The sequence below is a fragment of the Parabacteroides sp. PF5-6 genome (assembly GCF_029504695.1).
GTDB lineage: Bacteria > Bacteroidota > Bacteroidia > Bacteroidales > Tannerellaceae > QVMG01.
The window spans coordinates 215831-239368 of the sequence record NZ_JAQFIN010000002.1; the positions used below are offsets into that span (position 1 = coordinate 215831).

At 49.3% G+C, this 23538-nt stretch carries 22 protein-coding genes; 8 read left to right on the top strand and 14 right to left on the bottom strand.

The genetic code is table 11. From position 1 onward, the window contains the following. Positions 1–8: 8 nt before the first annotated feature. From M2133_RS02945 to M2133_RS02955, 3 genes are read right to left on the bottom strand one after another with little or no spacing between them, the layout of a single operon-like run. Positions 9–572, bottom strand: a complete 564-nt coding sequence (locus M2133_RS02945; RefSeq protein ID WP_277464476.1) for an RsmD family RNA methyltransferase — start codon at positions 570–572, stop codon at positions 9–11. Further along, positions 563–1384: a DUF3822 family protein gene (locus M2133_RS02950; protein ID WP_277464477.1), complete on the bottom strand. Its 822-nt coding sequence runs from the start codon at positions 1382–1384 to the stop codon at positions 563–565. Before M2133_RS02950 ends, M2133_RS02945 begins: the two co-directional genes overlap by 10 nt. Before the next feature lie 13 nt (positions 1385–1397). After that, positions 1398–2033 carry a hypothetical protein gene (locus tag M2133_RS02955; RefSeq protein ID WP_277464478.1) on the bottom strand — a complete coding sequence of 212 codons (636 nt, stop codon included), beginning with the start codon at positions 2031–2033 and terminating at the stop codon, positions 1398–1400. Between the two features lie 93 nt (positions 2034–2126). On the opposite strand from M2133_RS02955, the gene M2133_RS02960 reads away from it, so the two are divergent. The 5 genes from M2133_RS02960 (at position 2127) to M2133_RS02980 (ending at position 6619) form a co-directional block, all read left to right on the top strand. Then, a complete protein-coding gene (locus tag M2133_RS02960) occupies positions 2127–3542 on the top strand; it encodes an AAA family ATPase (RefSeq protein ID WP_277464479.1) in 1416 nt (471 codons plus the stop codon). 97 nt (positions 3543–3639) lie between these two features. Then, a complete protein-coding gene (locus M2133_RS02965) occupies positions 3640–4326 on the top strand; it encodes a hypothetical protein (RefSeq protein ID WP_277464480.1) in 687 nt (228 codons plus the stop codon). A 3-nt stretch (positions 4327–4329) separates the two neighbouring features. Then, the gene (gene rsmI, locus M2133_RS02970; RefSeq protein ID WP_277464481.1) at positions 4330–5037 is read left to right on the top strand and encodes a 16S rRNA (cytidine(1402)-2'-O)-methyltransferase; all 708 of its coding nucleotides are present in this window, start codon (positions 4330–4332) and stop codon (positions 5035–5037) included. Positions 5038–5053: 16 nt separating this feature from the next. Continuing rightward, positions 5054–5926, top strand: a complete 873-nt coding sequence (locus tag M2133_RS02975; RefSeq protein WP_277464482.1) for a hypothetical protein — start codon at positions 5054–5056, stop codon at positions 5924–5926. Continuing rightward, positions 5927–6619: a YjjG family noncanonical pyrimidine nucleotidase gene (locus M2133_RS02980; RefSeq protein WP_277464483.1), complete on the top strand. Its 693-nt coding sequence runs from the start codon at positions 5927–5929 to the stop codon at positions 6617–6619. Between the two features lie 89 nt (positions 6620–6708). On the opposite strand, the gene M2133_RS02985 is transcribed toward M2133_RS02980, so the two are convergent. From M2133_RS02985 to M2133_RS03000, 4 genes are all read right to left on the bottom strand, one after another. Then, positions 6709–8286, bottom strand: a complete 1578-nt coding sequence (locus tag M2133_RS02985) for a peptide chain release factor 3 (RefSeq protein ID WP_277464484.1) — start codon at positions 8284–8286, stop codon at positions 6709–6711. 61 nt (positions 8287–8347) lie between these two features. Continuing rightward, the gene (rfbD, locus tag M2133_RS02990; RefSeq protein ID WP_277464721.1) at positions 8348–9211 is read right to left on the bottom strand and encodes a dTDP-4-dehydrorhamnose reductase; all 864 of its coding nucleotides are present in this window, start codon (positions 9209–9211) and stop codon (positions 8348–8350) included. 7 nt (positions 9212–9218) lie between these two features. After that, positions 9219–9767, bottom strand: a complete 549-nt coding sequence (locus M2133_RS02995) for a DUF4924 family protein (RefSeq protein ID WP_277464485.1) — start codon at positions 9765–9767, stop codon at positions 9219–9221. Next, entirely contained in the window at positions 9764–10690 is a 927-nt protein-coding gene (locus M2133_RS03000) for a Mur ligase family protein (protein WP_277464486.1), read from the bottom strand. Before M2133_RS03000 ends, M2133_RS02995 begins: the two co-directional genes overlap by 4 nt. 68 nt (positions 10691–10758) lie before the next feature. On the opposite strand from M2133_RS03000, the gene M2133_RS03005 reads away from it, so the two are divergent. Next, entirely contained in the window at positions 10759–11586 is an 828-nt protein-coding gene (locus M2133_RS03005; protein ID WP_277464487.1) for an MBL fold metallo-hydrolase, read from the top strand. Positions 11587–12788: 1202 nt separating this feature from the next. On the opposite strand, the gene M2133_RS03010 is transcribed toward M2133_RS03005, so the two are convergent. The 7 genes from M2133_RS03010 to M2133_RS03040 all read right to left on the bottom strand — a co-directional run bounded on the left by M2133_RS03010 (position 12789) and on the right by M2133_RS03040 (position 20184). After that, positions 12789–13961 (bottom strand): 1-acyl-sn-glycerol-3-phosphate acyltransferase, encoded by a 1173-nt coding sequence (locus tag M2133_RS03010; RefSeq protein WP_277464488.1) that lies wholly within the window; start codon positions 13959–13961, stop codon positions 12789–12791. 8 nt (positions 13962–13969) lie between these two features. Beyond that, positions 13970–14953, bottom strand: coding sequence for a D-alanine--D-alanine ligase (locus tag M2133_RS03015; protein WP_277464489.1), 984 nt, complete (start codon positions 14951–14953; stop codon positions 13970–13972). Beyond that, complete coding sequence (locus M2133_RS03020) at positions 14950–16038, bottom strand: RluA family pseudouridine synthase (protein ID WP_277464490.1); 1089 nt, start codon at positions 16036–16038, stop codon at positions 14950–14952. The genes M2133_RS03015 and M2133_RS03020 overlap by 4 nt, the downstream gene beginning before the upstream one ends. A 2-nt stretch (positions 16039–16040) precedes the next feature. Continuing rightward, complete coding sequence (locus tag M2133_RS03025; protein ID WP_277464491.1) at positions 16041–16610, bottom strand: PASTA domain-containing protein; 570 nt, start codon at positions 16608–16610, stop codon at positions 16041–16043. Positions 16611–16782: 172 nt separating this feature from the next. Further along, a complete protein-coding gene (gene rpmH, locus M2133_RS03030; protein WP_277464492.1) occupies positions 16783–16938 on the bottom strand; it encodes a 50S ribosomal protein L34 in 156 nt (51 codons plus the stop codon). Positions 16939–17002: 64 nt separating this feature from the next. Further along, positions 17003–17692 (bottom strand): NAD-dependent deacylase, encoded by a 690-nt coding sequence (locus tag M2133_RS03035; RefSeq protein WP_277464493.1) that lies wholly within the window; start codon positions 17690–17692, stop codon positions 17003–17005. Between the two features lie 86 nt (positions 17693–17778). Beyond that, positions 17779–20184, bottom strand: coding sequence for a prolyl oligopeptidase family serine peptidase (locus M2133_RS03040; protein WP_277464494.1), 2406 nt, complete (start codon positions 20182–20184; stop codon positions 17779–17781). Positions 20185–20605: 421 nt separating this feature from the next. Here M2133_RS03040 and purB point away from each other — a divergent pair, with 421 nt between their 5' ends. Both purB and M2133_RS03050 read left to right on the top strand, forming a co-directional pair. Continuing rightward, the gene (purB, locus tag M2133_RS03045; RefSeq protein ID WP_277464495.1) at positions 20606–21949 is read left to right on the top strand and encodes an adenylosuccinate lyase; all 1344 of its coding nucleotides are present in this window, start codon (positions 20606–20608) and stop codon (positions 21947–21949) included. A gap of 63 nt (positions 21950–22012) precedes the next feature. Continuing rightward, positions 22013–23503: a pseudouridine synthase gene (locus M2133_RS03050; RefSeq protein WP_277464496.1), complete on the top strand. Its 1491-nt coding sequence runs from the start codon at positions 22013–22015 to the stop codon at positions 23501–23503. The last annotated feature ends 35 nt before the right edge of the window (positions 23504–23538 follow it).

Genomic DNA, 23538 nt, shown 5'->3' on the forward strand with positions numbered 1-23538 from the left:
CGGATGGATCAGGCTTCCTCCCCGGAAAGATTATCAGGGCGACTGAACAGGCTGAAATTCACGGAGCCGTAGACCCGGCGCAGGTCAAACAAAGGCAAAGAAGAGAAATCGTATGTCGCAGGATGCTCCATCACAAAGATACCACCCTCCCGCAAAAGCCCACGGTCCAAGATCAGGCGGGGAATCTCCTGCAAATCCTTCAAGGCGAAAGGAGGATCGGCAAAAATAAAATCATAACTGTCCGGACGAGCCGACTGGAGAAAACGAAAAGCATCGCCGCGGATCAACAATAGGTTATCGGCTTTCAACTCCTTGCCGACCTTGGCAATGAACGAAGCGTGGGCATTGTTCTTCTCCACGGAAGTCACCCGCCGGCATTCGCGCGACAGCAACTCAAAAGAAATACTTCCGGTACCGGCAAAGAGATCCAGGGCTTCCAGATCCTCGAAGTCGATCAGGTTAGACAATACATTGAACAGATTTTCCTTGGCGAAGTCGGTGGTTGGGCGCGCACTGAAACTATGGGGCACACTGAAACGACGACGGCCGTATTTTCCGCTAATTATCCGCATATCGATAAAGCTATAAGATCCATAGGAGCAAGCGCCATCTCCCGTCCTAAAAGATAAGCCTCCGAAGGGATCTCCACCGGAGCGACCTGGCGCAGATAGGTCCGGAGTAATTCGGTAAGCCGATTCACCACATCCGGTTTTCCGTGGACAAAGATCAGGTCTTTCTCCTGATTCAATTCAAGTTGCTTCCATACATATAATATATAGTACAGGATATCCTCCGGGCGGTTCACCTCAAAAGAATTCACCAGTTGCACATCCCCCTGCCGGAAGCAACAGATATCGATCATCTTCTCGTGCAGGGATACATACACCTGAGCCGCAGTATGTTTCTTCAGACTTTCCTGCTCCCACCACATGAGCTGCGGGATCAGATGGGCATAAAACTGAGGATTGATAAAAGAACGGGAACAAAACTCATAGACCTCAGGGTCCATGGGGTACAACAATACTTTCTCTTTCCATTCATTGCCCACACAGAAAGCGCCCGGATCGGATAAGGTGAAGTCAAGAAACTCCTGCTTCCGCTTCTCGTCGTACAGGCTCTTAGGAATAACGGTGTAACGGTTGGTTTCGGTGATGATCCGGATCCGCTTATACGTCCAGGAGAAAAAGTCATGGGCGAAATAGGTCTCCTTCAGCGATTCGGCAAAAGACTCCCCTTTCTCCACTCCAATCTCCCGGGAGAAAAAGCTTCCGGGAGTGGATGGCCTGTAACCGGAAAAAGAAAATCCATCCGACCGAAGCCGGATGGATACTATATATTTCCCGGAATTATCTACTGTCAACGTATCAGGTAGACTGATAGTCATACGTGTAAGATTATTATTCCCAGTTACCCGCGTTATTGTTCACTTCTTCCAATGAACCGACACGCAAGCCCGGATACTTTCCTTGTTTCTCGGCTTTGTCGATCAGGTTATAACGCAACTGAGGATCCATGCTGCGCAGGTAATCCGCATACTTAACACCACTTTCAAACACCTTGATCTCATAACCAGAAGCAGAGATTATAGTGGCCGTATCCATCGTAAATTCAATCTTATCACCAGGAACCTCAGGCACATAACGCATTTCATTCACATTGTAACCCTTTTCGAACAATGTATCTTTCGCCAATACCCATACCGTGTCACGAACAATCAAACCTTTCTTTACCGCTTCTTGCTCTGTCATCCCTTTTTCCAACTGCTCGTCAGTCAATGTTCCTTCTTTCAGAATGAACGGAAGCTTTTCCTCATTCAGGAATTTCTCCAATTCAGCAAAAGAACCAGCATGCACTTTGTGGACATTTTTAAACTCGATCTGAGCTTTCCGGATGTCAATCAATCGGGAAATAACAGCGGCTTCGCGCACTTTTTGTTCTTTTTCAAAATCAAGAGGACCAGTGATACTCTTGACGCACATGTAAATAAGCACGAATACTGCTACAACAAGTAAGATTTTTAATGTAACTTTCATGGTTTATATTGTTTTTTGAAATTTATTTCGTTCGGCAAATATAAAAAGAATATTTAATACACTACCTTTATCGCGAAAATTTATGTCACCAAAATGATAAATAGTTATTTAGGTAGCCTCATTAACAGTAATTTTCCCCATTCTCCTACTTCTGATCAGGCCTATGTTATAGAAATGATCACCGAATTCTTATTATCACAGGAGGCCGATTCCTTACTCCTATTGAAAGGTTATGCCGGTACGGGAAAGACCTCGTTGGTCGGCGCCATTGTGAAAACCCTGACCGAAATCAATCAGAAAACCGTGCTTCTGGCGCCTACCGGAAGGGCGGCTAAAGTATTCTCCGGCTACGCCGGCCATAAAGCTTTCACGATCCACAAAAAGATATACCGCCAAAAGGCTTTTTCGAACGAGCTGACAGGGTTTCAGACCACCGAGAACCTGCACACCGACACGCTGTTTATCGTCGATGAAGCCTCCATGATCGGAAACGACGGGATCGACTCTTCCTCCTTCGGGACCGGACGTCTGTTGGACGACCTGATACAGTATGTCTATTCGGGCGAAAACTGCCGGTTGCTCCTGATGGGAGACATTGCCCAGTTGCCTCCCGTCAGGCAGGCGGAAAGTCCGGCACTCCATACCGGCATATTAGAAGGATACGGCCTTAAGGTCAAGGAATTTACCCTGACACAGATCGTACGACAAAGCGAAAACTCCGGGATCCTGTTGAATGCCACGCATATCCGTGAGGCATTGCGCACCCATGCCGTGGAAGCGTTCCCCAAGCTAAGGCTCAAAGGGTTCGAAGACATCCGCAAAATCCCGGGAGACGAACTGATCGAAGCCATCTCCTCGGCTTATCATAACGATGGAATGGACGAAACGATGATCATCACCCGAAGCAATAAAAGGGCTTTGATCTATAACAACGGGATCCGCAACCGCGTCCTTTACCGCGAAGAGGAACTGTCGACAGGTGACCGCCTGTTAGTAGCCAAAAACAATTATTTCTGGACCGCCGACTCCAAAGAGATGGATTTCATTGCCAACGGCGACATCATGGAGGTTGTACGCATCCGAAGAAATACGGAGTTTTACGGTTTCCATTTCGCTGACCTGACCGTTCGCTTCCCCGACTACGACACGGAAGCCGATCTGAAAATACTATTAGACACCCTGCAGACGGAAACGCCCGCCCTCTCCCAGGAACAGAGCAATAAACTGTTCTATTCGATCCTCGAAGATTATGAAGATATCCCGACGAAAGCCGGCAAAATGAAGAAGATGAAAGTCGATCCGCACTATAATGCCGTACAAGTCAAGTTCGCCTACGGCATGACCTGCCACAAGGCGCAGGGCGGACAATGGATGAATGTCTTCCTGGATATCGGGTTCATCACCGAAGAGATGTTGGGCGAAGACTTCTACCGCTGGTTCTACACCGCTTTGACTCGCGCCACTCATCGTCTTTACCTGGTGAACCTGCCAAAAGAGTTCGAAGCATAACCCCTAATGCCCTTCTTCACGTGATTTAACAAACAAGTATAGAGCTACTCTTTAAGATTTCCTTACTTTTGCCTCGTCAGGTTTAAAAAGACAAGATATGGCACACGAAGAAAAAATAGATTATCTATTATTGGATATACGGGAGCTGGAAAAGAAAGTAGCAGGCATGCGCGGCGCTGAAATATATCCGGTTTCTTTTTTCAGCCAGTCATTCGAGCTTGCCCACAAGATACTGACGGATCTGCACAAGCTGGAATCGGCGCAGATGGAAGACCTTAGCCGCCAGATGGAAGAACACCGTACGCGTCTATCGGCCATCCCGGTGCAGCAAACGACACAACAGCCGGCAGTCGAAACAGTTGAAGCCACTCCTCAGGAAACAATGCCTCCCACCCCGGCAGTTCTTCGCCAGGAAACGATTACCGAACCGATCGAAGAGGCTGTCCAACCTTCCGAACAACCCTCTATTGAGATCCCGGAAGAAAAAGCCAGGAAAAAAGAAAACGCCCTGGGTGATATCAAAGCCTCTGTTTCCCTCAACGAAATACTTGAAAAGAAAAGTCTTTCCGACTTCCGCAAGGCATTCAGCCTGAATGATCGCTTCCGCTTTCGCCGGGAGCTGTTCGGGGGAGATGAAGAGCGCATGAACAAAGTGATCCATATACTGAACGACATACACTCCTACGAGGAATCAATCTCTTTCCTCCATAACGAGTTGCACTGGAATATTGAAAATGAAGCGGTTGCTGAATTCTTAGAACGGATAGAAAAACGATTTTCCTGACTTATGGCTAAGCTGATCGTCGTACCCACCCCTGTTGGGAATCTGGAAGACATGACTTTCAGGGCTATCCGGGTATTGAAAGAGGCGGATCTCATCCTTGCCGAAGATACGCGGACGACCGGTTTCCTCTTGAAACACTTCGAGATCCAAAACCGGATGATGTCCCACCACAAATTCAACGAACACAAGACCGTAGAGCAGATCGTATCCCGGATCAAAGCCGGAGAAACGATCGCATTGGTATCGGATGCCGGCACACCGGCGATTTCCGATCCGGGCTTCTTGCTTGTGCGCGAATGTATCCGCCATGAAGTGGAAGTCGAATGCCTGCCGGGAGCCACCGCTTTCGTGCCTGCCCTGGTTGCCTCCGGCTTGCCCAACGATACCTTCTGCTTCGAGGGGTTCCTGCCGCAGAAAAAAGGAAGACAAACCCGGCTGAAAGAATTGGCTTTGGAAACCCGGACGATGATCTTCTACGAATCGCCTTACCGCCTGGTCAAGACCCTGACCCAATTCGCGGAATATATGGGTCGGGAACGCCCGGTCTCCGTCTCCCGCGAGATCTCCAAGATGTATGAAGAGACGGTCCGCGGCACGGTCGAAGAAGTGATGAATCACTTCACATTGAACGAACCCAAAGGAGAAATTGTTATTATCTTGGGGGGACTCCCCGTAACAAAGAATAAAACAGAAAAAAGAGAAAATGTTTAATTAAACAAATATGAATATGAAAAGAGTAGTAATGATCAGCCTTAGCGCAATAGTTCTTTTGGCTTCCTGTGTGCAGAATTCTAAAGAATACAAACAGGTAAAAGCCGAAAATGATTCATTGAAAATTGAAAGTGCACGGAATACGGCAGAACTCAACGAGATGCTGACGATCCTCAACGAGGTAGAAGATGATATCAAATCGATTCGTGACGCCGAAAACTACCTGAGCTACCAAAGTACGGACGGCGAACTCACTCCTTCCAAACGGGAACAGATCAAGCAAAACATGCAACTGATCACCGAGACCCTGAAGAAAAACAAACAGCAGATCAGTGAACTCGAAGACAAGCTGAATAAGAGCAACGTCAACTCCAGCGCCCTGCGCAGAACGATCGAACGCCTCAACTCGGAGATGGATCAGAAAGCCTTGATGATTGCCAACCTGCAAGAAGAACTGGCCAATAAGAATGTGCGGATCCAGGAGCTGGATGAAATGATTACCGCGCTGAACGAAGATGTGGAAGTATTGGCAGCCACCACCGCCCTTCAGACCCAATCCCTGCAGGCGCAAGACAAAGAATTGCACACGGCTTACTACTGCTTCGGCACAGCCAAAGAGCTGAAAGACCAGAATATCCTTTCAGGCGGTGGTCTGTTCTCTAAATCCAAAGCATTAGAAGGAGATTTCAACCGCGACTACTTCATCTCTATCGATATCCGTGAGGTAAAAGAGATTCCGCTCTTCGCCGGAAAAGCCAACCTGCGCTCCAACCACCCGGACGGGACGTATGAGTTTGTCAAAGACGCGGACGGTAACCTGACGCTCAAGATCACAAACGAAGATTTATTCTGGAGCCTCGGAAGATATTTGGTGATTCAGGTGAGCTAAATGAGATACAAAAATCTGTTTATCGACCTGGACGATACCCTTTGGGATACGTTCCACAACAATAAAGAATGCCTCGAAGAAATGTATGCCGATCACCATTGGGATCGGCACTACAGTTCCTTCGAGGCTTTCTATGCTATTTATATGCCTCACAACCTCAAGTTATGGGACCTGTACCGAAAGCATGAGATCGATCGACAGACCTTGATCTTCGAACGTTTTCACTTTATCCTCCAGCCGATGGGCATAACCGAACGGAAAGAAGTCCTGGCCGTCAACGATGAATTCCTGCAACGCACCACCACCAAGACGCGTTTGATCCCCGGAGCCATCGAACTATTGGAATACCTGCGCCCGGCATACCGCCTTTTTATCCTGTCGAACGGCTTCCGCGAGGTACAATTCAAGAAACTCAATAATTCCGGGCTGGCGCCCTATATCGAGCGTATGATTCTCTCCGAAGATGCCGGTATTCAGAAACCGCATAAAGCGATATTCGACTTCGCCCTGGTCAATACCAACTCGCGCCGCCACGAGAGCCTGATGATCGGCGACAGTTGGGAAGCCGATATCGCCGGTGCCTACCATGCCAAGATCGATCAGATCTGGCTCAACCCCGAAGGCATACCCGCCGAAGGCTTCACGCCGACCCATACCGTCTGCACGCTGGGCGAGATACGGGAGATTTTGTAGTTTAGGAGTTTTAGGTCTTTTAAGTCTTTTAGGTCTTTTACGACTTTAAAGACCTAAAAGACTTAAAAGACCTAAAACTCCTAAAACCCTTAAAACTCCGAAGTAAAATGAAACTTAATATCCGGAAAATCATTCTGCGCCATCGTCAACACATAGGCCGAATCGGCCAGATAGACATCCCGTCCTTCTTTATCCAAAGCCATATATTGCGACTTGCGCTTCTTGAAATTCTCTAACATCGCGGCGTTCTCGCTCTCGATCCAACAAGCCTTGTACAAGCTGATCGGCTCCCACTTACATTGCGCACCATACTCGTGCAACAGGCGATACTGGATCACTTCAAACTGCAACTGCCCGACGGTTCCGATAATCTTACGTCCATTGAACTGATTGACAAACAACTGGGCAACCCCTTCGTCCATCAATTGCTCAACACCTTTGGCTAATTGCTTCGATTTCATCGGATCGGCATTCTCGATATACTTAAACATTTCGGGAGAGAAGCTGGGTAATCCCTTGAAGTGCAACTCTTCCCCGGAGGTCAGCGTATCGCCGATCTTGAAGTTCCCCGTATCCGGCAAACCGATAATATCCCCGGCAAAAGCTTCGTCGACCGTCTCTTTCTTCTGCGCCATAAAAGCCGTAGGGCTGCTGAAACGCATCTGTTTGTTGAAACGTACATGTTTGTAGTTCGCATTCCGCTCAAACCGGCCGGAGCAGATCTTCACGAAAGCGATGCACGAACGGTGGTTGGGATCCATATTGGCATGGATCTTAAAGATAAAACCGGTAAAGGCTTCTTCTTCGGGATCGACCACCCTTTCGATCGCCTGCACCGGGCGGGGCGACGGGGCGATACGGACAAAACAATCCAACAACTCCTTTACCCCGAAGTTATTCAACGCCGAACCGAAAAAGACCGGCGCCAGATCACCACGCAAATAGGCTTCCACGTCGAAGTCGGGGTAGACTCCTTCGATCAGTTCGATATCCGTGCGCAGCTTTTGCGCCAGACTATCACCGATATGCTTTTCCAGTTCCGGACTGGAGATATCTTTAAACTCAACGCTTTCCGTCACATATTGTTTGCTGGGCGTATACAGGTCCAATTTCCCTTCAAAGATATTGTAGACTCCCTTGAAACGTTGTCCCATGTCGATCGGCCAACTCAAAGGACGCACACTGATTTTCAATTCTTCCTCTACATCATCCATCAGATCGAAAGGATCTTTCCCTTCGCGGTCCATCTTATTCACAAACACGATCACCGGCGTTTTGCGCATCCGGCAGACTTCCATCAGTTTACGGGTCTGCGTCTCCACCCCTTTGGCCGCATCGATCACAATAATGACACTATCGACAGCCGTCAGCGTGCGGAATGTATCTTCGGCAAAGTCCTGATGGCCGGGAGTATCCAGGATATTAATCTTATGATCGGCATAATCGAAAGCCATTACCGAGGTAGCCACTGAAATCCCACGTTGTTTCTCGATCTCCATCCAGTCGGAAGTCGCCGTCTTGCGTATCTTATTCGATTTGACCGCCCCGGCCACATGGATAGCTCCCCCAAACAATAACAGCTTCTCCGTCAATGTCGTTTTCCCCGCATCGGGATGGCTCACAATGGCGAAGGTCCGCCTTTTTTCTATTTCTTTTGAATAACTCATTTGTTAAAAAAATTATGAATTATGAATTATGAATTATGAGATGAAGGAGATAACCCTGATCTCATAATTCATCATTCATAATTCTCTTTAGGCTTTCTTCCCAATGCGGAATGACCACCCCATACGTATCTTTTATCTTTGTTTTGTTCAACACACTATAAGCCGGACGCACAGCAGCCACCGGATAGTTTTTCGATTCGATCGGCATCACCCGGCAGGACAAGCCACCCAGCTCCATGATCTTCCGCGCGAAATCGTACCAGCTACACACGCCTTCATTGGAGTAATGATAGATACCCGGCACCCAGCCGTCGTGTTCTTCTTTGTCGAGAATCGTCAACAGGGCTTCCGCCAGGTCGCCGGCATAGGTTGGCGTACCCACTTGGTCGAAAACCACCCGCAGCTCCTCCCGTTCAGCTCCCAGGCGAAGCATTGTTTTCATAAAATTATTGCCGGTCTCCGAATACAGCCAGGAAGTACGCACGATCACGGCTGTCTCCAACGTTTCTTGCAAAAGCACCTCGCCGGCCAGCTTCGTCCGTCCGTAGGCAGAGGCGGGATGCGTCCCGTCTGTCTCGATATAAGGGCGATGATTCAAGCCATCGAACACATAATCGGTCGACACGTGGAGCAACCGGCTGTGATGATCGCGCGCCGCTTCGGCCAATACCTTGACCGCCTCGGCATTGATCCGGTATGCTTGTTCCGCTTCTTTTTCCGCCTGGTCGACAGCCGTATAAGCGGCCGTATTGATGATCGTATGGATCCGGTTTTTATTCAGGTAAGCCTGCACCGCCGCCTTATCCGTGATATCCAACGTATCGATATCCGTATAATAAAAGGTAAAAGAGGGGTATGAGCCGGCCCGTTTCCGGAGCGCCTGCCCCAGTTGCCCGTTAGCGCCGGTAACTAAAACATTCTTGATCATACATTTATTCTTCTAAAGGGAGTTCCCCGTTTAAATCGGCGGTATATTTACTGGCCAGGATCGCCAGGAACGTGCTGATCTGCTGCACGGCCTCGGTCGTTTCTTTCGTAACCTCCCGTCCTTGCATCTTTAAGAGCAGGAAACCGTAGACGGCTGTGAAGCAAGTCTCCAGTTCCGGCACCTCTTCACCGCCGGACTTGGCCCGCAACTGTACGATAAAAGGCAAAGTCTTATAATAAGCGGCCTGGTAGACCATCTCTTTGGGCGATTTCAACAACCGCAGGTGCAGATCGGTCAGGGCAATGATCACATTGGTATTGATCTGCACATGCCCTTTCTCCATCACCCCCTCGCTGCGCATCATATCGATCAGTTCCGCATACCAGCGGCTGATGGCTTCGCGCATCGCTTCGGGCTGGTCGTAACGGGCTACCACATTCTCTCGTATGCGTTGCAGATCAAACCCGTTAGCCCGGATCAGATCTTCTACCTGCCACATATACAGCAGGTATTCCGCGATATTCTCTTTTCTTTTCTTTTGTGCTATGATCATTTTTTCAGCGATAGGCTATAGTCCGAGATGGCCTGGTAGAAGTCCGCGTCTTTCATTCCCAACTGACGGCAAGCCAAGCGGGCGGCACTCAGATTCAACAGGAAATAATCGTCGGGAATGCAAACGGGATAGTTGCCGTAGCGGGTTTGCAAAAAGAGTGTCCCGTCTTTCTCCATCAACGGCTGCCGTTCGTAAGCGATCGGGGTGATATCCTCCCGGACCTTCTCGGCCAACTCGCGCAAGCGCAGGTCTTCGTTGTGAAAAATCAGTTTGCCTTCCCGCTCGATCGAAGTCACAAAGTCACGGTAGGTCTGCATATATTCTTCCGGCGTGTTATGATCCTTTTCTTCCGACCACTGCAGGTTGGTGATCACCGCGATATGCGGCCGGTAAAATTCCAGTTGGTATCTTTTCTCGATGGCTGAGGTGATATGTTCATCACCTTCGATCAAGACGATGCGCGACTCGTAGCCCATGTAAACCAAATTGGGCAAAACATCGATCTTACCGGAAAGGATATAGTCGAACGACACCCGGCTGCGCTGCATGGCATATCCGATCATCGACAACACACTGCTTTTTCCCTGGCCACCGGCCACGACCACACGGATCTTCGACTTCGTACGATCGAACACAAACTCAGGAACCGACTGGATCAACAAGCCCAATTCCCGAGCCCTGACCAATTCCGGATTATCTTTCTTCACCTTCGCGCCCAAGACCACGATCTGGATGTCTTTGGTCATCTTCTCCGGGAACCACCCATCCCCATAACAGGTGCAGCCGGCCGCATGTAATTGAGCCAGCGCAGATTCTGCCAACCCATTACCCGACACGACCACTTCATATCCCTTCTCGCGTATCGCAAGAGACATATCGAAGATCACAGGCTCAGTCACGGAGATCAAATGTACTTTTCGCATCCACTCTTTATTTGTGGCAAAATTACGACAATTTGCTGTTAAAACAAAATTGTCCGTACCTTTACCGTATGAAAATAGAAGTAATCGACACGGGCTTTTTCTATGCCGACGGAGGTGCCATGTTTGGGGCAATCCCCAAGACCGCCTGGCGACGGCGTTACCCCTCGGACGAGGCCAACGGATGCGTTCTGGCCATGCGAACCCTGTTAGTCACCACCGATGACGGACGCACGATCCTGATCGATACCGGGGCGGGCGACAAACACCTGAGATACCTGAGTTATTACCGCTTCTTCAACCTCATCGACCTCACCGAAGCACTCGCCCAGCGGCAGATCCTGCCCGGTCAGGTGACCGATGTGATCCTTACCCACCTGCATTTCGACCACTGCGGCTATTGCACCCGCTACAATGCCGACGGCAAACCGGTCGTCACCTTCCCGAATGCCCGCCACTGGGTCAGCCAGGCACAATGGAGTAACTTTCTTACCCCCAACGCCCTGGAGAAAGACTCGTATTTCCCGGAGAATATATTGCCGGTCGAAGAAGCCGGCCTCTTGCAGCTCGTTACGGAAAAGACCGCCCTCTGCCCGGCCATCGACCTGCACCTTTTCGACGGACACACCCCCGGACAGCTCGTACCCTATATCCATACCCCCGAACGCACATTCGTCTTCGCCGGTGATGTCATTCCTTTGGCCGCCAGCCTCTCCCCCGAATGGATCTCCGCCTACGACACCTACCCCGTCACCTCCTATAACGAGAAACTCCGCCTACTCGAACAAGCCGCCCGTGAACATCAGGCCATCCTCTTCTGCCACGATGCCTACACCACCTGCACGACGGTAAAGAAAACAGGAAAATCCTATAAATCATTGGAGAATATTCAGGCATAACGCCAACTTCGTAACCGCCTGAAAATAAGCCACCAATACTTCCTCTAAAAACTGCCGGTAGTTTGTTCGCGAACTACCGGTAGTTTGTTCGCCAACTACTGATACTTTGTTCGCAAACTACCGATAGTTTGAAAAAGGGGGACTGCGGCAGCAAAGACAAGGAGTAGAATAGTCCCACAAAATCCCTGCCGGCCTTTCGCCAAACTCCGCCGGCCTTTTGGGAAACCCTGCCGGCCTTTTCGGTAAAAGAGGCGGCTTTTGTAGTCGAAGCCGGATGTTAACAAATATAAACGACAAATAGTGGTAAACCGATCATTCCGCACATAGTTTTTCGTTTTTTTACTACCATCATACAGCCGGAATAAGCGACAATGTTAAACCGATCACTGTTGGGGTTCTCCAACAGGTACCAGAAAGTTACTTACAGGATTTTCACTGCTTTTTTTAGCATCTGAAATAGCTATACGATTGATATACAGATGCAAAAGAAAATCCTGTATGATGTAAGTAAAAAAACGAAAAACTTTGTTCGGAGGGTATTTTTGAGGTTTTTGTTCTTTAGTATCTTCATTTTTTTTGAAACTTGAAGATTTTTAGTCGCGGACCACACGGATTTATGTATTTTGTTTGTGTCCTGTAAGGACAGTGAGCGCTGAAAGCGCGAAAGATTTGCTTTCGCGCCTTCAGCGCTCCGTTTTTATATGTATCCTTAACCCGGGGTGGCGAACCTCTTCAAGGTTCTGACCCCGGGCTGATGTATTACGCGCTTTCAGCGCTCATTGTCCTTTCAGGACGATCATACACAAAACCTAACTCATAGTTCATCATTTAATCACTACTGCACGGCTAATTGTTTTTTGACCCCCGTCACAGGCGGACAATAGTGATTAGATTATTGTTATTAATTCCGTATTTATGGTCGCAAATTTATGGGGAATGTTAGGATAGGACGCACTTAAAAATAGCATTAAATTACATAATTTCATCAATGGCCGGGAAGGGCCTTCCTGTATGCAATCGGGAGTTGTTTCTTTTACAAAAAGAACCCTTTTTGTTTACAAAAAAGACCCCTCCCCTGCCCTTCCATGAAGGTTTCTACCCCTCAAAACAAAACATCGGTATTTCGCGAATGAAATACCGATGTTTTGTCGTTGAAAGCGCAATGTTTTATCGAGCAAAGCGCGATGTTTTTTTCGGAGGTTTTATTGCCCCTGGGTGGTCAGGTAATTCTTGAGGGGGTTGGTGTACATCTCGAGGATTTTGTGGCGCAGGAAGGATTCGTCTTTGTTGGGGATAACGATCTTGTCTAATTGCACCTGCAGGTATTCTTCGAAGTATTTTTTGTCTTTCAGGCTGTACATATCGCTGAACCGTCGGGTGCCGGTGATCATGTCGTAGGCCACGTAGTTGCAGGGATAGAAGCGGTAGTGGGTATAGATCTCCCGGTCGATCACCGAGGCGATCGCATTGTAGAGATCGGCTTTCTCCATCGCGGGATCGAGTTGGGCGAGGGCTTTGTTGATCGGCGTGCCGATGGTGAAATGAACCCGCCCTTTGTTGTAGAGTATACCCGTCTCCATGGCCAGGAGGTCGTCGCGTTTGCTTTTCACGAACTCGGGATTATCGCGTCTGAGTTGGAACTCCTGGGCTTTGAGGAAGTCGCAGGGGTCGAACTCGTAGGAGATGGAGATCGGAACGATGTTGAGTTCCATGATATTCGTCAGGATATCTTTGGCTTCTCCGCCCATATTCAGCATTTTGAGGATGCTGGTCTGCGTCTTGTCGTAGGAGTCTTTCGCCCGCCCTTCGCGTTGGGCGATCCACAGGGATTCCCGGGTTTCTTTGATCGTATGGTGGATATATTCGGAGAGGGTGAGGCTTGCCTCCAGTTGCTGGCGGCCGGAAACCCCTCGTTTGACGATAAATGCATTATTGAGGCGCACGACGGTATCGATCCAGGGTTTGATCAACAGGTTATCGCCGATCGCTACCTGGGTCATGCCATAGCCCACATCGTAGAGCATCACGTTCAGGAAAGCGGGATCGAGCACGATATCCCGGTGGTTGGATATGAATGTACAGGCCGGGTTGCCTTCCGGAAGACGGCTCCGTCCCGAGATCGTCAGGGAGAAAGTCGTTTTCTTGGCGATGGTCATCACCGTTTCGTAGGCCAGGATGGATTTGAATTCTTCCTTGGTCCGGCAGGTACGCATATAGGCAATAAACTGCTCCTGATCGAGATCCGGTTTGATATAGCGTAAAGCTTCAATCAAATCTTCGTTGGTGACCAGTTCTTCAATCGCGTCTCTCACCTCGTCGTTTGTCAACGGGCGGATATCATCAAACTTATGAAGATCTATTTCTTTGCTATCCATATCAACAGTTAATTTAGTTCAAATTCATTTTCGATTATTTCCGTCAACACCTCTTTGATGTCCAGTCCGGCAGCAGCGACCTGCTGTGGAATGAAACTGGTGGTTGTCATGCCCGGAGTCGTATTGACTTCCAGCATCACCGGTTCTCCGTTTTCCGGAATGATATAATCTATCCGTATCAATCCTTTGGCTCCCAGAATATCATAGACTCTTGATGTCTGCCGTTGTATCTTCTCCGTCAGTTCCGCCGATAGGCGGGCCGGAGTGATCTCGTCGACCTGTCCATTGTATTTGGCATCGAAGTCGAAGAATTCATTGTCGGTCACTACTTCGGTCAGCGGGAAGACCTGTTCTTTTCCTTTCACTTTGTAGCAACCGCAGGTCACTTCCGTTCCGTCGATAAAACTTTCCAGTATCACTTCTTTTCCTTCGGCAAAGGCCCTTCGGATTGCCGGTTGGATCTCTTCCTTTGTTTTTACTTTGGTCGTGCCGAAGCTGCTGCCGCCGTCGTTCGGTTTGACGAAGAGGGGCAATGCCAGGCGTTCGACCACTTCTTCGTCGCTTACCGATTCGCCTGGCAACAAGCGGATCGAACGGGCCACCGGGATGCCGAACGTATGTAAATAAGTATTACATACATATTTATTAAATGTCAATGCACTCACCAATACCCCGCATGCGGAATAAGGAATGCCTAACATCTCGAAATAGCCTTGCAACAGTCCATTCTCACCCGGAGTGCCGTGAATGGTGATATACGCAAAGTCGAATTGCACCTTCTCCCCATCGATCACCGCGCTAAAGGTGTTCTTGTCGATCGGTATATTCTCCCCGCCGGGATGTTTCACATACCATCCTTTGTCGGTTACCAGGGCAATATAGAGATTATATCTTTCTTTGTCAAGAAAAGAGTAGATTCCATCGGCACTTTTTAAAGAAACGACAACTTCCGAGGAGTATCCTCCGGCTATGATCGCGATATTTCTTTTCATTCTTCTACTTCTTTAGAGTGAGCATACGTACGCCATTTCTCAATCAGTTGCGACAGGTCTTCGGGCAGTTCGGAATCGAAAAACATTTCTTTTCCGGTGGACGGATGTATGAAACCCAATGTCTTGGCATGAAGCGCCTGGCGCGGGCATAGGGCAAAACAGTTCTGAACGAATTGTTTGTATTTGGTGAATCGTGTTCCTTTCAGTATCTCATGTCCGCCGTATCTCTCATCGTTGAAGAGCGTGTGGCCGATATATTTCATGTGTACCCGGATCTGGTGCGTGCGTCCGGTCTCCAGACGGCATTCGACCAAGGTGGTATAACCCAATCGTTCGATCACGCGGTAGTGGGTGACTGCCGTTTTACCGTGATCGCCTTCGGGGAATACGGTCATTTGCATCCGGTCGCGCGGGTCGCGGGCGATATTCCCTTCGATCCGTCCTTCGTCTTCTTTGACGATGCCCCAGACCAGTGCGAGGTATTTGCGTTGGGTGGTTTTGTTGAAGAACTGCAAGCTCAGGTTCGTCTTGGCTTCCGGTCTTTTGGCGATCACCAATAAGCCGGAGGTATCTTTGTCGATGCGGTGAACCAACCCGACCTGCGGGTCTGCCGGATCGTACAGCGGATCATCCTTCAGGTACCAGGCGAGGGCGTTGACCAATGTACCGGTATAGTTTCCATGCCCGGGGTGCACCACCAGACCGGCCGGTTTGTTGATGATCATCAGTTCTTCGTCTTCGTAAACGATGTTCAGGGGAATATCTTCGGGAATGATTTCGAGTTCACGCCGGGGACGATCGAGTACGATCGTCACCACATCCTGCGGTTTGACGCGGTAGTTGCTTTTGACCGGCTTGTCGTTCACCCGGATACATCCGGCATCGGCGGCCAGTTGAATCCGGTTGCGCGTAGCACCCATCATCCGGTCGACCAGGAATTTATCGACCCGCAAGAGGGCTTGTCCTTTGTCGGCTACAAAACGGAAGTGTTCGTACATCGGAGTCGACCCGGTTTCTTCTCCTTCGTCGGGGAAAAACAGGCCTTCTTCCTGCTCGTCATCTATGTCCTCGTAAAACGCGTTCATGATTAAAACCAGGTTTCAACATCACTGTCTAAGGGGGTAATCGGTTCGATATCGACCGAAAGGGAGTCGTTAGGCATTTCCGCTTCGCCGCTGCTCACCTTCAGGATAAGCGGAGCGGTGAGCAAGGTCTTTTCTCCCGGTAGCAGTACGCGGCCATTGGCTTCGACTTCGATCGCCAGGTCTTTATAGTCGCCGGGAACATATTCGGTTTCGATATTTACAAAACCACGGGATTTAAGCAAGGCATAGGCCTGACGGAAAGAGAGGTCGGCCACCTCGGGGATGTCGGCCATCTGGGAAGTGGTGGCGTTGATTGTTAAAAAAAGGATGCGCCCTTCTTTCACCTTCGCACCGACGCCGGGAATAATCTCAACGATTGCTCCGGGCGCTACGTTCTTGGAAAAGACGGAGTCGATCACGTTGTAGCGCAGGCCGTTGTTCTGAATGAAGATCGCGGCTTCATCGATCGATAGTCCTTTGATATCGGGAACGATCACCGCTTTATTGTGCAATGTGTAATGATCCAGCCACTTCAGTACCCCGTAGATCACGGCACCTGAAACCACTGCCATTATGATTAGATTGATGACGTATGGGTTCTTCAACACTTTGATAAAAAAGTTCTTCATTTTATCCTCTTCCTGATAGTTGGTTCAAAAGTAGGAAAAAAGCCTCAAAAACAAAGAAAGTAAAGGCTTTTTAGTAAAACCTTTACTTTCTTTATCAAATCGTAAAATCGACCGGTTATCCGTTGTACTCGTCGGATACAGTTAATTTAGCTCTTCCTTTTGCACGACGGGAAGCCAAGACTCTGCGGCCGTTAGCTGTTGCCATTCTGGAACGGAAGCCGTGCTTGTTCTTTCTTTTCCGGTTCGAAGGCTGAAATGTTCTCTTGCTCATTTTCCTATATGTTTTATTGTTATATTCTATATTACAATTCGGGCTGCAAAGATAAATGCTTTTTTTATAAAAACAAAACCTTGGACAGTTTTTTCACTCCTTCGGAAGCCCCCATACGGATATGATGAATATCGTTGCGGTGGGTATGTACATCTTTGGGGTCGATCAGATAGACCGGTACGCCTTTGCGGGCGTAGTTCAACAGCCCGGCAGCGGGGTAAACATTCAGTGAGGTACCGATCACCACCAGGATATCCGCTTGCATTACCCACTCGATGGCCGGTTCGATCATCGGCACCGCCTCTCCGAACCAGACCACGAAAGGTCGCAGTTGGTATCCCTCCGGATCGGTATCGCCCAGGTGGATATCCGGATTATCAGGTGGAAGGTCGTATGTTTTGTTGAGATTATGGATCGAGCAGGCCTTCATCAGTTCGCCATGCAGGTGCATGACCGAGCTGCTGCCGGCCCTTTCGTGCAGGTTGTCGATGTTCTGAGTGATGATGTGTACCTCGAAATCTTTCTCCAGCTCGACCAGTCCGGTATGTCCGGCATTGGGTTGGGCGTTGATCAATTCCCGTCGCCGGTAATTGTAAAAGTCGAGTACCAATTCCGGGTCTTTCTCGAAAGCCTCCGGCGTAGCCACATCTTCCACCCGATATTTATTCCATAACCCGTCGGCATCGCGGAAAGTAGCAATCCCACTCTCCGCACTCATTCCGGCACCGGTCAATACAACTAACTTTTTTTTCATAACCAAGTTTTATTAGAATTATGAATTATGAATTATGAGAAAGCTAAGTGCTTTATTTCTCATAATTCATAACTCATAATTCATAATTACTTCACGTATTTCTCCAGCCACGCATCCGTCTCATAAAGCATGTGCAGGATGTTTTCTTCTGCGGCATATCCATGGCTTTCGTAAGGCAGGACGACATATTTGGTCGTTGCCCCATGTCCTTTCAAGGCCTGGAAGTAACGTTCGGACTGGACGGGGAATGTTCCGGAGTTGTTATCCATCTCACCGTGGATCAACAGGATAGCCCCGTTGAGGCGGTTGGCATACGAGAAGGGCGACATGGTGTAGTACACTTCCGGCGCCTCCCAGTAGGTCCGCGTCTCGGCCTGGAAACCGAACGGGGTCAGGGTACGGTTGTACGCGCCGCTGCGGGCGATACCGGCTTTGAACAGCTTCGTGTGCGAAAGCAGGTTGGCCGTCATAAAGGCGCCATACGAATGGCCACCGACCGCTACCCGGTTGGCATCGCCGACACCCATCTCGGAGATCACCTTGATGGCGGCTTCGGCGTTCATGGTCAACTGTTCGACGAAGTTATCGTTCGGCTCGGCATCTTCCGAGGTGCTGACGATCGGCATCTCTACATTCTCCATCACGCAGTATCCTCTCAGTACCCAGAACACGGGCGAGCCGTAGTTGATGTTGGTAAAGGTATATTGCGATCCGCGCACCTGTGCAGCATCGGCTGCCGAACGAAATTCCCGCGGATAGGCCCACATCAATACCGGCAGTGGGCCGTCTTTCGCTTTGTCGTAACCAGCGGGCAGGTACACGGTAGCCGTCAGGTCGACCCCGTCGGCGCGTTTGTAGAAGATCTTTTCTTTACTAACCCCTTCCATGCCCGGATAAGGATTGCCGAAATGGGTGATCTGAGTCGCTTTCTTGCGTTTCAGGTCGCGTATAAACAGGTTGGCGGGCTCGGTCACCGACTGGCGTGAAGTGATCAGTTGCAGTCTGGCCGGATCGGTCACGCGCATGATCGTTTCATAATAAGGAGCCTGCGAGCGCCAGATGATTTTGTTCGATTTATCTTTCAACGAGAACTGGCTGATAAACGGCATATCCCCTTCCGGTGATGCGCCGGTGGAAGTCATCAGAAGCTCGGTCTTGTTTTTATTGGTATAGACAATCTGTTCCCCGAACTCATTCTTAACCGTCACCGGCGAGCCCGGGTTGTTGTAGCGGTCGTCCATCGACAGGTCGATCAACAGTTTCGCTTCTTCTTTGGATCCGGGTTTGATCTGCCAGGTCTTCATGCGGTTGTCGGCACGTGTATATTCGGTCATCAGGGCGAAGCTGTCATCGTTCCAGAGGATATAGGCGAAACGTTTCACTGTGCGTGTCACCTCCTGCTTGGGTGCATCGAAAGGATAGGCCGATTGGTAGACGATATCCATATATTCCACTTTGTTTTTGCGGGGATCGCCTCCGTCTTGTGCTTCTGCCCAGTAGAGTGTGGCCGGTTTATCGGCGCGCCAGGCATGGGCACGCGGGTAAGGAGAAGCCGTATCGTATCCCATCGGCAAGATATTCACCGGAGTGCTCACCAGCTCTTTCACCTCTTTACCGTCCATATCCATCACCGCTGTGCGTTGCGGGAAATAATACATCGGCACCTGATAAGAGTAAGGACGTTGGATGGTGGTGTACAACAACAAACTTTTGTCCGGCGAAGCCGAAAGGCGTCCGTAGATTGCCGGCCGGCCAATTTCGCGTACTCCGTCGGTATTGATGGCAGCCAACTGAGTCGTGAAGTAATAATCGAACAGGTCTTCATCGTACGGATTCTTCAATAAGTCCTGGTAGGTACGTGCCGGAGCGCTTTTCCCGGTGCTTTCCTGGATAACCGGTCCGGAGGGTACGACCGGCTCGGCCGGCGGTTGTCCTATGCCGACGGGAACCAACAGGGTCAGGAACGTATGATCGTCGATCCACTCGATCTCTCCACCGGAAGTCATATTCACTTTCCGGTCGCTCAGGCGACGGGCGACAGGCTCTTCGGTGGTAAACCGGTAAAGATAATTCCCGTCGTTCTCTTCAACGAAAAGAATCACTTCCGTGTCTTTGGGTGAGAATTCGGCATGTTTGACTACTGCCCCGGCGGGAATGCCGCTGACAGGCGTCACTTTCTGCGTTGCGATATGCATCAGTGATACTCCGGTATATTCCGCCTGGCGGCTGGCTCCGAAGGTGTTCGGGTTGATACGCATACCGGCGAGTTTCAATTCCGGTTCGGCAAGCTTCCGCAGCGACCGGTAGTAGGAGCGTTCCAGTTGGATCGCCCATTGATTATTTTCACTTACCCGGGTCGTAGGGGATTGTTTGGCCAGGACAATGTCTTCGATAACTTTGGGTGGACGTTGGAACACGGATTCTTGCGCCGTCAGGTTTGTGCAAAACAAGCACGACAACAGTACAGTGGCGAATAAGGATAACATTTTCATAAAAATACCTTGTATTAAATTAATATATCTCTCTCTTTCGATTCACAAAATCGGCATTAAATATACGAAAAAAATATATTCCCCATCGGACTGTGTTTATTTAACCACGAAGTTTTGCTGGTGACACATAGTTTATTTTATAAGATTGGGCGGTTTAATGCCGGCCTTGTAACTACCTGAAAATAAGCCATCAGTATCCCCTTCAAAAAGTACCGGTAGTTTGCGAATAAACTACCGGTAGTTTGTCGACAAAATATTAGTAGTTTGTGCACAAACTACTGGTAGTTTGAAAAGGGGGTCTCTTTCAGGCCTTGCCTTAATTAAAAAAGCTTAACTCATGCGTTTTTTCGTAGAAAGTGTTAACTTTGCACTTCCAATTGGACTGAACTCTATGATGTTATAGACTATTGATTGAACTTGTATGTTACTAACGACACTGACTGCTATTTCGCCCGTGGATGGGCGATACCGGAATAAAGCTGAAAACCTGGCTGGTTACTTTTCTGAATATGCCCTGATCAAATATCGTGTGCGTGTTGAAATTGAATACCTGATCGCCTTGTCTGAATTTCTGCCTCAATTATCTGAATTGAATCGGGCGGAAGTGAAAGATGAGTTGCGCCGTATTTATCTGTCTTTCTCGGAAAGCGACGCCCAACGGGTGAAGGAGATAGAGAATACGACCAACCATGATGTGAAAGCGGTGGAGTATTTTATTAAAGAAAAGACCGATCAGTTGTTGTCATCAGCCTATCATGAGTTTATCCATTTCGGTCTGACTTCGCAGGATATCAACAATACCTCCGTGCCCCTTTCGTTGAAGGAAGCGTTGGAGCAGGTGTATTATCCCGGGTTGGAAGAAGTGATTGCGTTCCTGAAAGAAAAAGCCGAAGCCTGGATGGCTATTCCGATGCTGGCGAAAACGCATGGACAACCGGCGTCGCCGACCCGTTTGGGGAAAGAGGTGATGGTGTTTGTCTACCGCCTGGAGCAGCAGATGGCATTGTTGAAAGCCGTTCCGGTCTCTGCCAAGTTTGGAGGCGCTACGGGTAACTTCAATGCACACCATGTGGCCTATCCGGCGTACGACTGGAAAGCGTTTGGAAACCATTTTGTCGGTGAAGTGTTAGGATTGAAAAGGGAAGAGTGGACCACGCAGATCTCTAACTATGACAATTTCTCCGCAATATTCGACGGATTGAAACGCATCAATACCATCTTGATCGACCTGAACCGCGATTTCTGGCAATACATCTCAATGGAATATTTCAAACAGAAGATCAAAGCCGGTGAAGTCGGTTCTTCTGCTATGCCTCATAAGGTGAATCCCATTGATTTTGAAAATGCAGAAGGAAATCTGGGCATTGCGAACGCCCTGTTGGACCACCTGTCGGGGAAACTGCCGATCTCGCGCTTGCAGCGCGACCTGACCGACTCGACGGTTTTGCGCAATATCGGTGTGCCTTTGGCCCATATCGAAATCGCATTCAAGAGTTTAACAAAAGGCTTGAATAAATTGTTATTAAACGAAAGTGCGCTGCAAGAAGATCTGGAGCAATGCTGGGCCGTTGTGGCTGAAGGGATCCAGACCATTCTGCGTAGAGAAGGCTATCCGAAACCTTATGAAGCGTTGAAAGCTTTGACAAGAACAAATGAAGGTATAACGGAAAAATCTATTCAGGAGTTTATTGAGACATTAGACGTTAGTAAAGAAGTTAAAACGGAATTAAAGGCGATTACGCCGCATAATTATACAGGTATTTAGTGTTTATCAATGTGAGTAACCGGGAGGCTACTTTTTTAGTTAACTAAATTATTTTACAAAAAAATGAGTACAGAAGAAAGAGATGAATCTCAACCGCGCCCAAGAAAAGTGATACCAAGTATCCGTCGGGAAAACACAGACATGGAAGGTGATAGAAGACCTTACGGTAACAACAACTATGAACGTCGGCCGTACAACAACCCCTCGAACGACCGGGGTGGTTATGGCAACCGGTCGTATGGTGACAACCGCTCTTCTTACGGAGACCGGCCATCCTATGGAGAACGTCAGAACAGACCCCGTCCTTACGACAACCGGGACGGCGGCGGTTACAACCGCGACGGAGGCAACTACAATCGCCCTTCGTATGGGAACAACCGGGGCTATGGCAACCAAAATCGTGACGGCGGAGGCTATGGCCAGAACCGTGACGGCGGAGGTTATGGAAATCGTCCTTCATACGGCAATCGTCCTTCTTACGGAAACGATCAGCGCTCATCGTACAACCGTCCGCAGCGTCCTTACGACAATCGTGACGGAGGCGGCCGTGTCTATTCGGCATCACCGGAAGGTGGCCAGGGAGGCGATGAAAAGAAAAGAAGACCACGCGTGGGGGATACCCGTGTGAGCTCTTACGACAATCGTGGAGGCGGCGGTGGCCGTCCTTCTTACGGAAACAACCGCGGAGGCGGTGGTGGATATCGCCAGGGTGGCGGTGGCGGATACGGCAATAACAATCGCCGTCCGATGCAACGTCGCTCGGGAGATTACGATCCGAACGCGAAATACGGCGTACAGAAGCAATTGAAGTACAAAGAAGTATTGACCGATCCGAACGAACCGATCCGTCTGAACAAATTCTTGTCGAACGCCGGCGTATGTTCTCGCCGCGAAGCCGATGAATTTATCCAGAACGGCGCAGTGAAAGTCAACGATGTGGTGATCACCGAACTGGGAACCAAGATTACCCGTCAGGACAAGGTGGAATTCAACGGACAACCGGTACAGATCGAAAGCAAATTGTACATCATCCTGAACAAACCGAAGAACTGCGTGACGACATCCGAAGACCCGCAGGATCGTTTGACGGTGATGGATCTGGTGAAGAATGCTTGTACGGAACGCATCTACCCGGTTGGACGTCTCGACCGCAATACCACCGGTGTATTGCTGTTGACCAATGACGGTGACCTGGCGTCTAAGCTGACCCATCCTTCCTACAAGAAGAAAAAGATCTACCATGTTTGGTTAGACAAGAACGTGGCGATCGAAGACATGGAAAAGATTGCGAACGGACTGGAATTGGAAGACGGTGAAATCCACGCCGATGCGATCAGCTACGCCAACGAGATGGACAAGAGCCAGGTAGGTATCGAGATCCATTCGGGCCGTAACCGTATCGTGCGCCGCATTTTCGAATCTTTGGGTTACCACGTGGTGAAGCTGGACCGCGTCTATTTCGCCGGCTTGACTAAGAAGAACCTCGGTCGGGGCAAGTGGCGTTATCTGAATGAAAGGGAAGTGAATGCGCTTCGCATGGGAGCATTCGAATAAATACTCAAGATGACTATCTTCGGCTCCTCTCCTGG

Excerpts from the sequence above, each read along its gene's own strand:
- rsmI (WP_277464481.1), top strand. The coding sequence starts at position 4,330 with ATGGCTAAGCTGATCGTCGTACCCACCCCTGTTGGGAATCTGGAAGAC.
- M2133_RS02960 (WP_277464479.1), top strand. The coding sequence starts at position 2,127 with ATGATAAATAGTTATTTAGGTAGCCTCATTAACAGTAATTTTCCCCAT.
- M2133_RS02975 (WP_277464482.1), top strand. The coding sequence starts at position 5,054 with ATGAAAAGAGTAGTAATGATCAGCCTTAGCGCAATAGTTCTTTTGGCT.
- M2133_RS03035 (WP_277464493.1), bottom strand. The coding sequence starts at position 17,692 with ATGAAAAAAAAGTTAGTTGTATTGACCGGTGCCGGAATGAGTGCGGAG.
- M2133_RS02950 (WP_277464477.1), bottom strand. The coding sequence starts at position 1,384 with ATGACTATCAGTCTACCTGATACGTTGACAGTAGATAATTCCGGGAAA.
- purB (WP_277464495.1), top strand. The coding sequence starts at position 20,606 with ATGTTACTAACGACACTGACTGCTATTTCGCCCGTGGATGGGCGATAC.
- M2133_RS03025 (WP_277464491.1), bottom strand. The coding sequence starts at position 16,610 with ATGGCAGTGGTTTCAGGTGCCGTGATCTACGGGGTACTGAAGTGGCTG.
- M2133_RS03010 (WP_277464488.1), bottom strand. The coding sequence starts at position 13,961 with ATGGATAGCAAAGAAATAGATCTTCATAAGTTTGATGATATCCGCCCG.
- rpmH (WP_277464492.1), bottom strand. The coding sequence starts at position 16,938 with ATGAGCAAGAGAACATTTCAGCCTTCGAACCGGAAAAGAAAGAACAAG.
- M2133_RS02985 (WP_277464484.1), bottom strand. The coding sequence starts at position 8,286 with ATGAGTTATTCAAAAGAAATAGAAAAAAGGCGGACCTTCGCCATTGTG.
- M2133_RS02995 (WP_277464485.1), bottom strand. The coding sequence starts at position 9,767 with ATGATCATAGCACAAAAGAAAAGAAAAGAGAATATCGCGGAATACCTG.
- M2133_RS02945 (WP_277464476.1), bottom strand. The coding sequence starts at position 572 with ATGCGGATAATTAGCGGAAAATACGGCCGTCGTCGTTTCAGTGTGCCC.
- M2133_RS02965 (WP_277464480.1), top strand. The coding sequence starts at position 3,640 with ATGGCACACGAAGAAAAAATAGATTATCTATTATTGGATATACGGGAG.
- M2133_RS03000 (WP_277464486.1), bottom strand. The coding sequence starts at position 10,690 with ATGCGAAAAGTACATTTGATCTCCGTGACTGAGCCTGTGATCTTCGAT.
- M2133_RS03005 (WP_277464487.1), top strand. The coding sequence starts at position 10,759 with ATGAAAATAGAAGTAATCGACACGGGCTTTTTCTATGCCGACGGAGGT.
- M2133_RS03050 (WP_277464496.1), top strand. The coding sequence starts at position 22,013 with ATGAGTACAGAAGAAAGAGATGAATCTCAACCGCGCCCAAGAAAAGTG.
- M2133_RS03040 (WP_277464494.1), bottom strand. The coding sequence starts at position 20,184 with ATGAAAATGTTATCCTTATTCGCCACTGTACTGTTGTCGTGCTTGTTT.
- M2133_RS02980 (WP_277464483.1), top strand. The coding sequence starts at position 5,927 with ATGAGATACAAAAATCTGTTTATCGACCTGGACGATACCCTTTGGGAT.
- M2133_RS03020 (WP_277464490.1), bottom strand. The coding sequence starts at position 16,038 with ATGAACGCGTTTTACGAGGACATAGATGACGAGCAGGAAGAAGGCCTG.
- M2133_RS03015 (WP_277464489.1), bottom strand. The coding sequence starts at position 14,953 with ATGAAAAGAAATATCGCGATCATAGCCGGAGGATACTCCTCGGAAGTT.
- M2133_RS02955 (WP_277464478.1), bottom strand. The coding sequence starts at position 2,033 with ATGAAAGTTACATTAAAAATCTTACTTGTTGTAGCAGTATTCGTGCTT.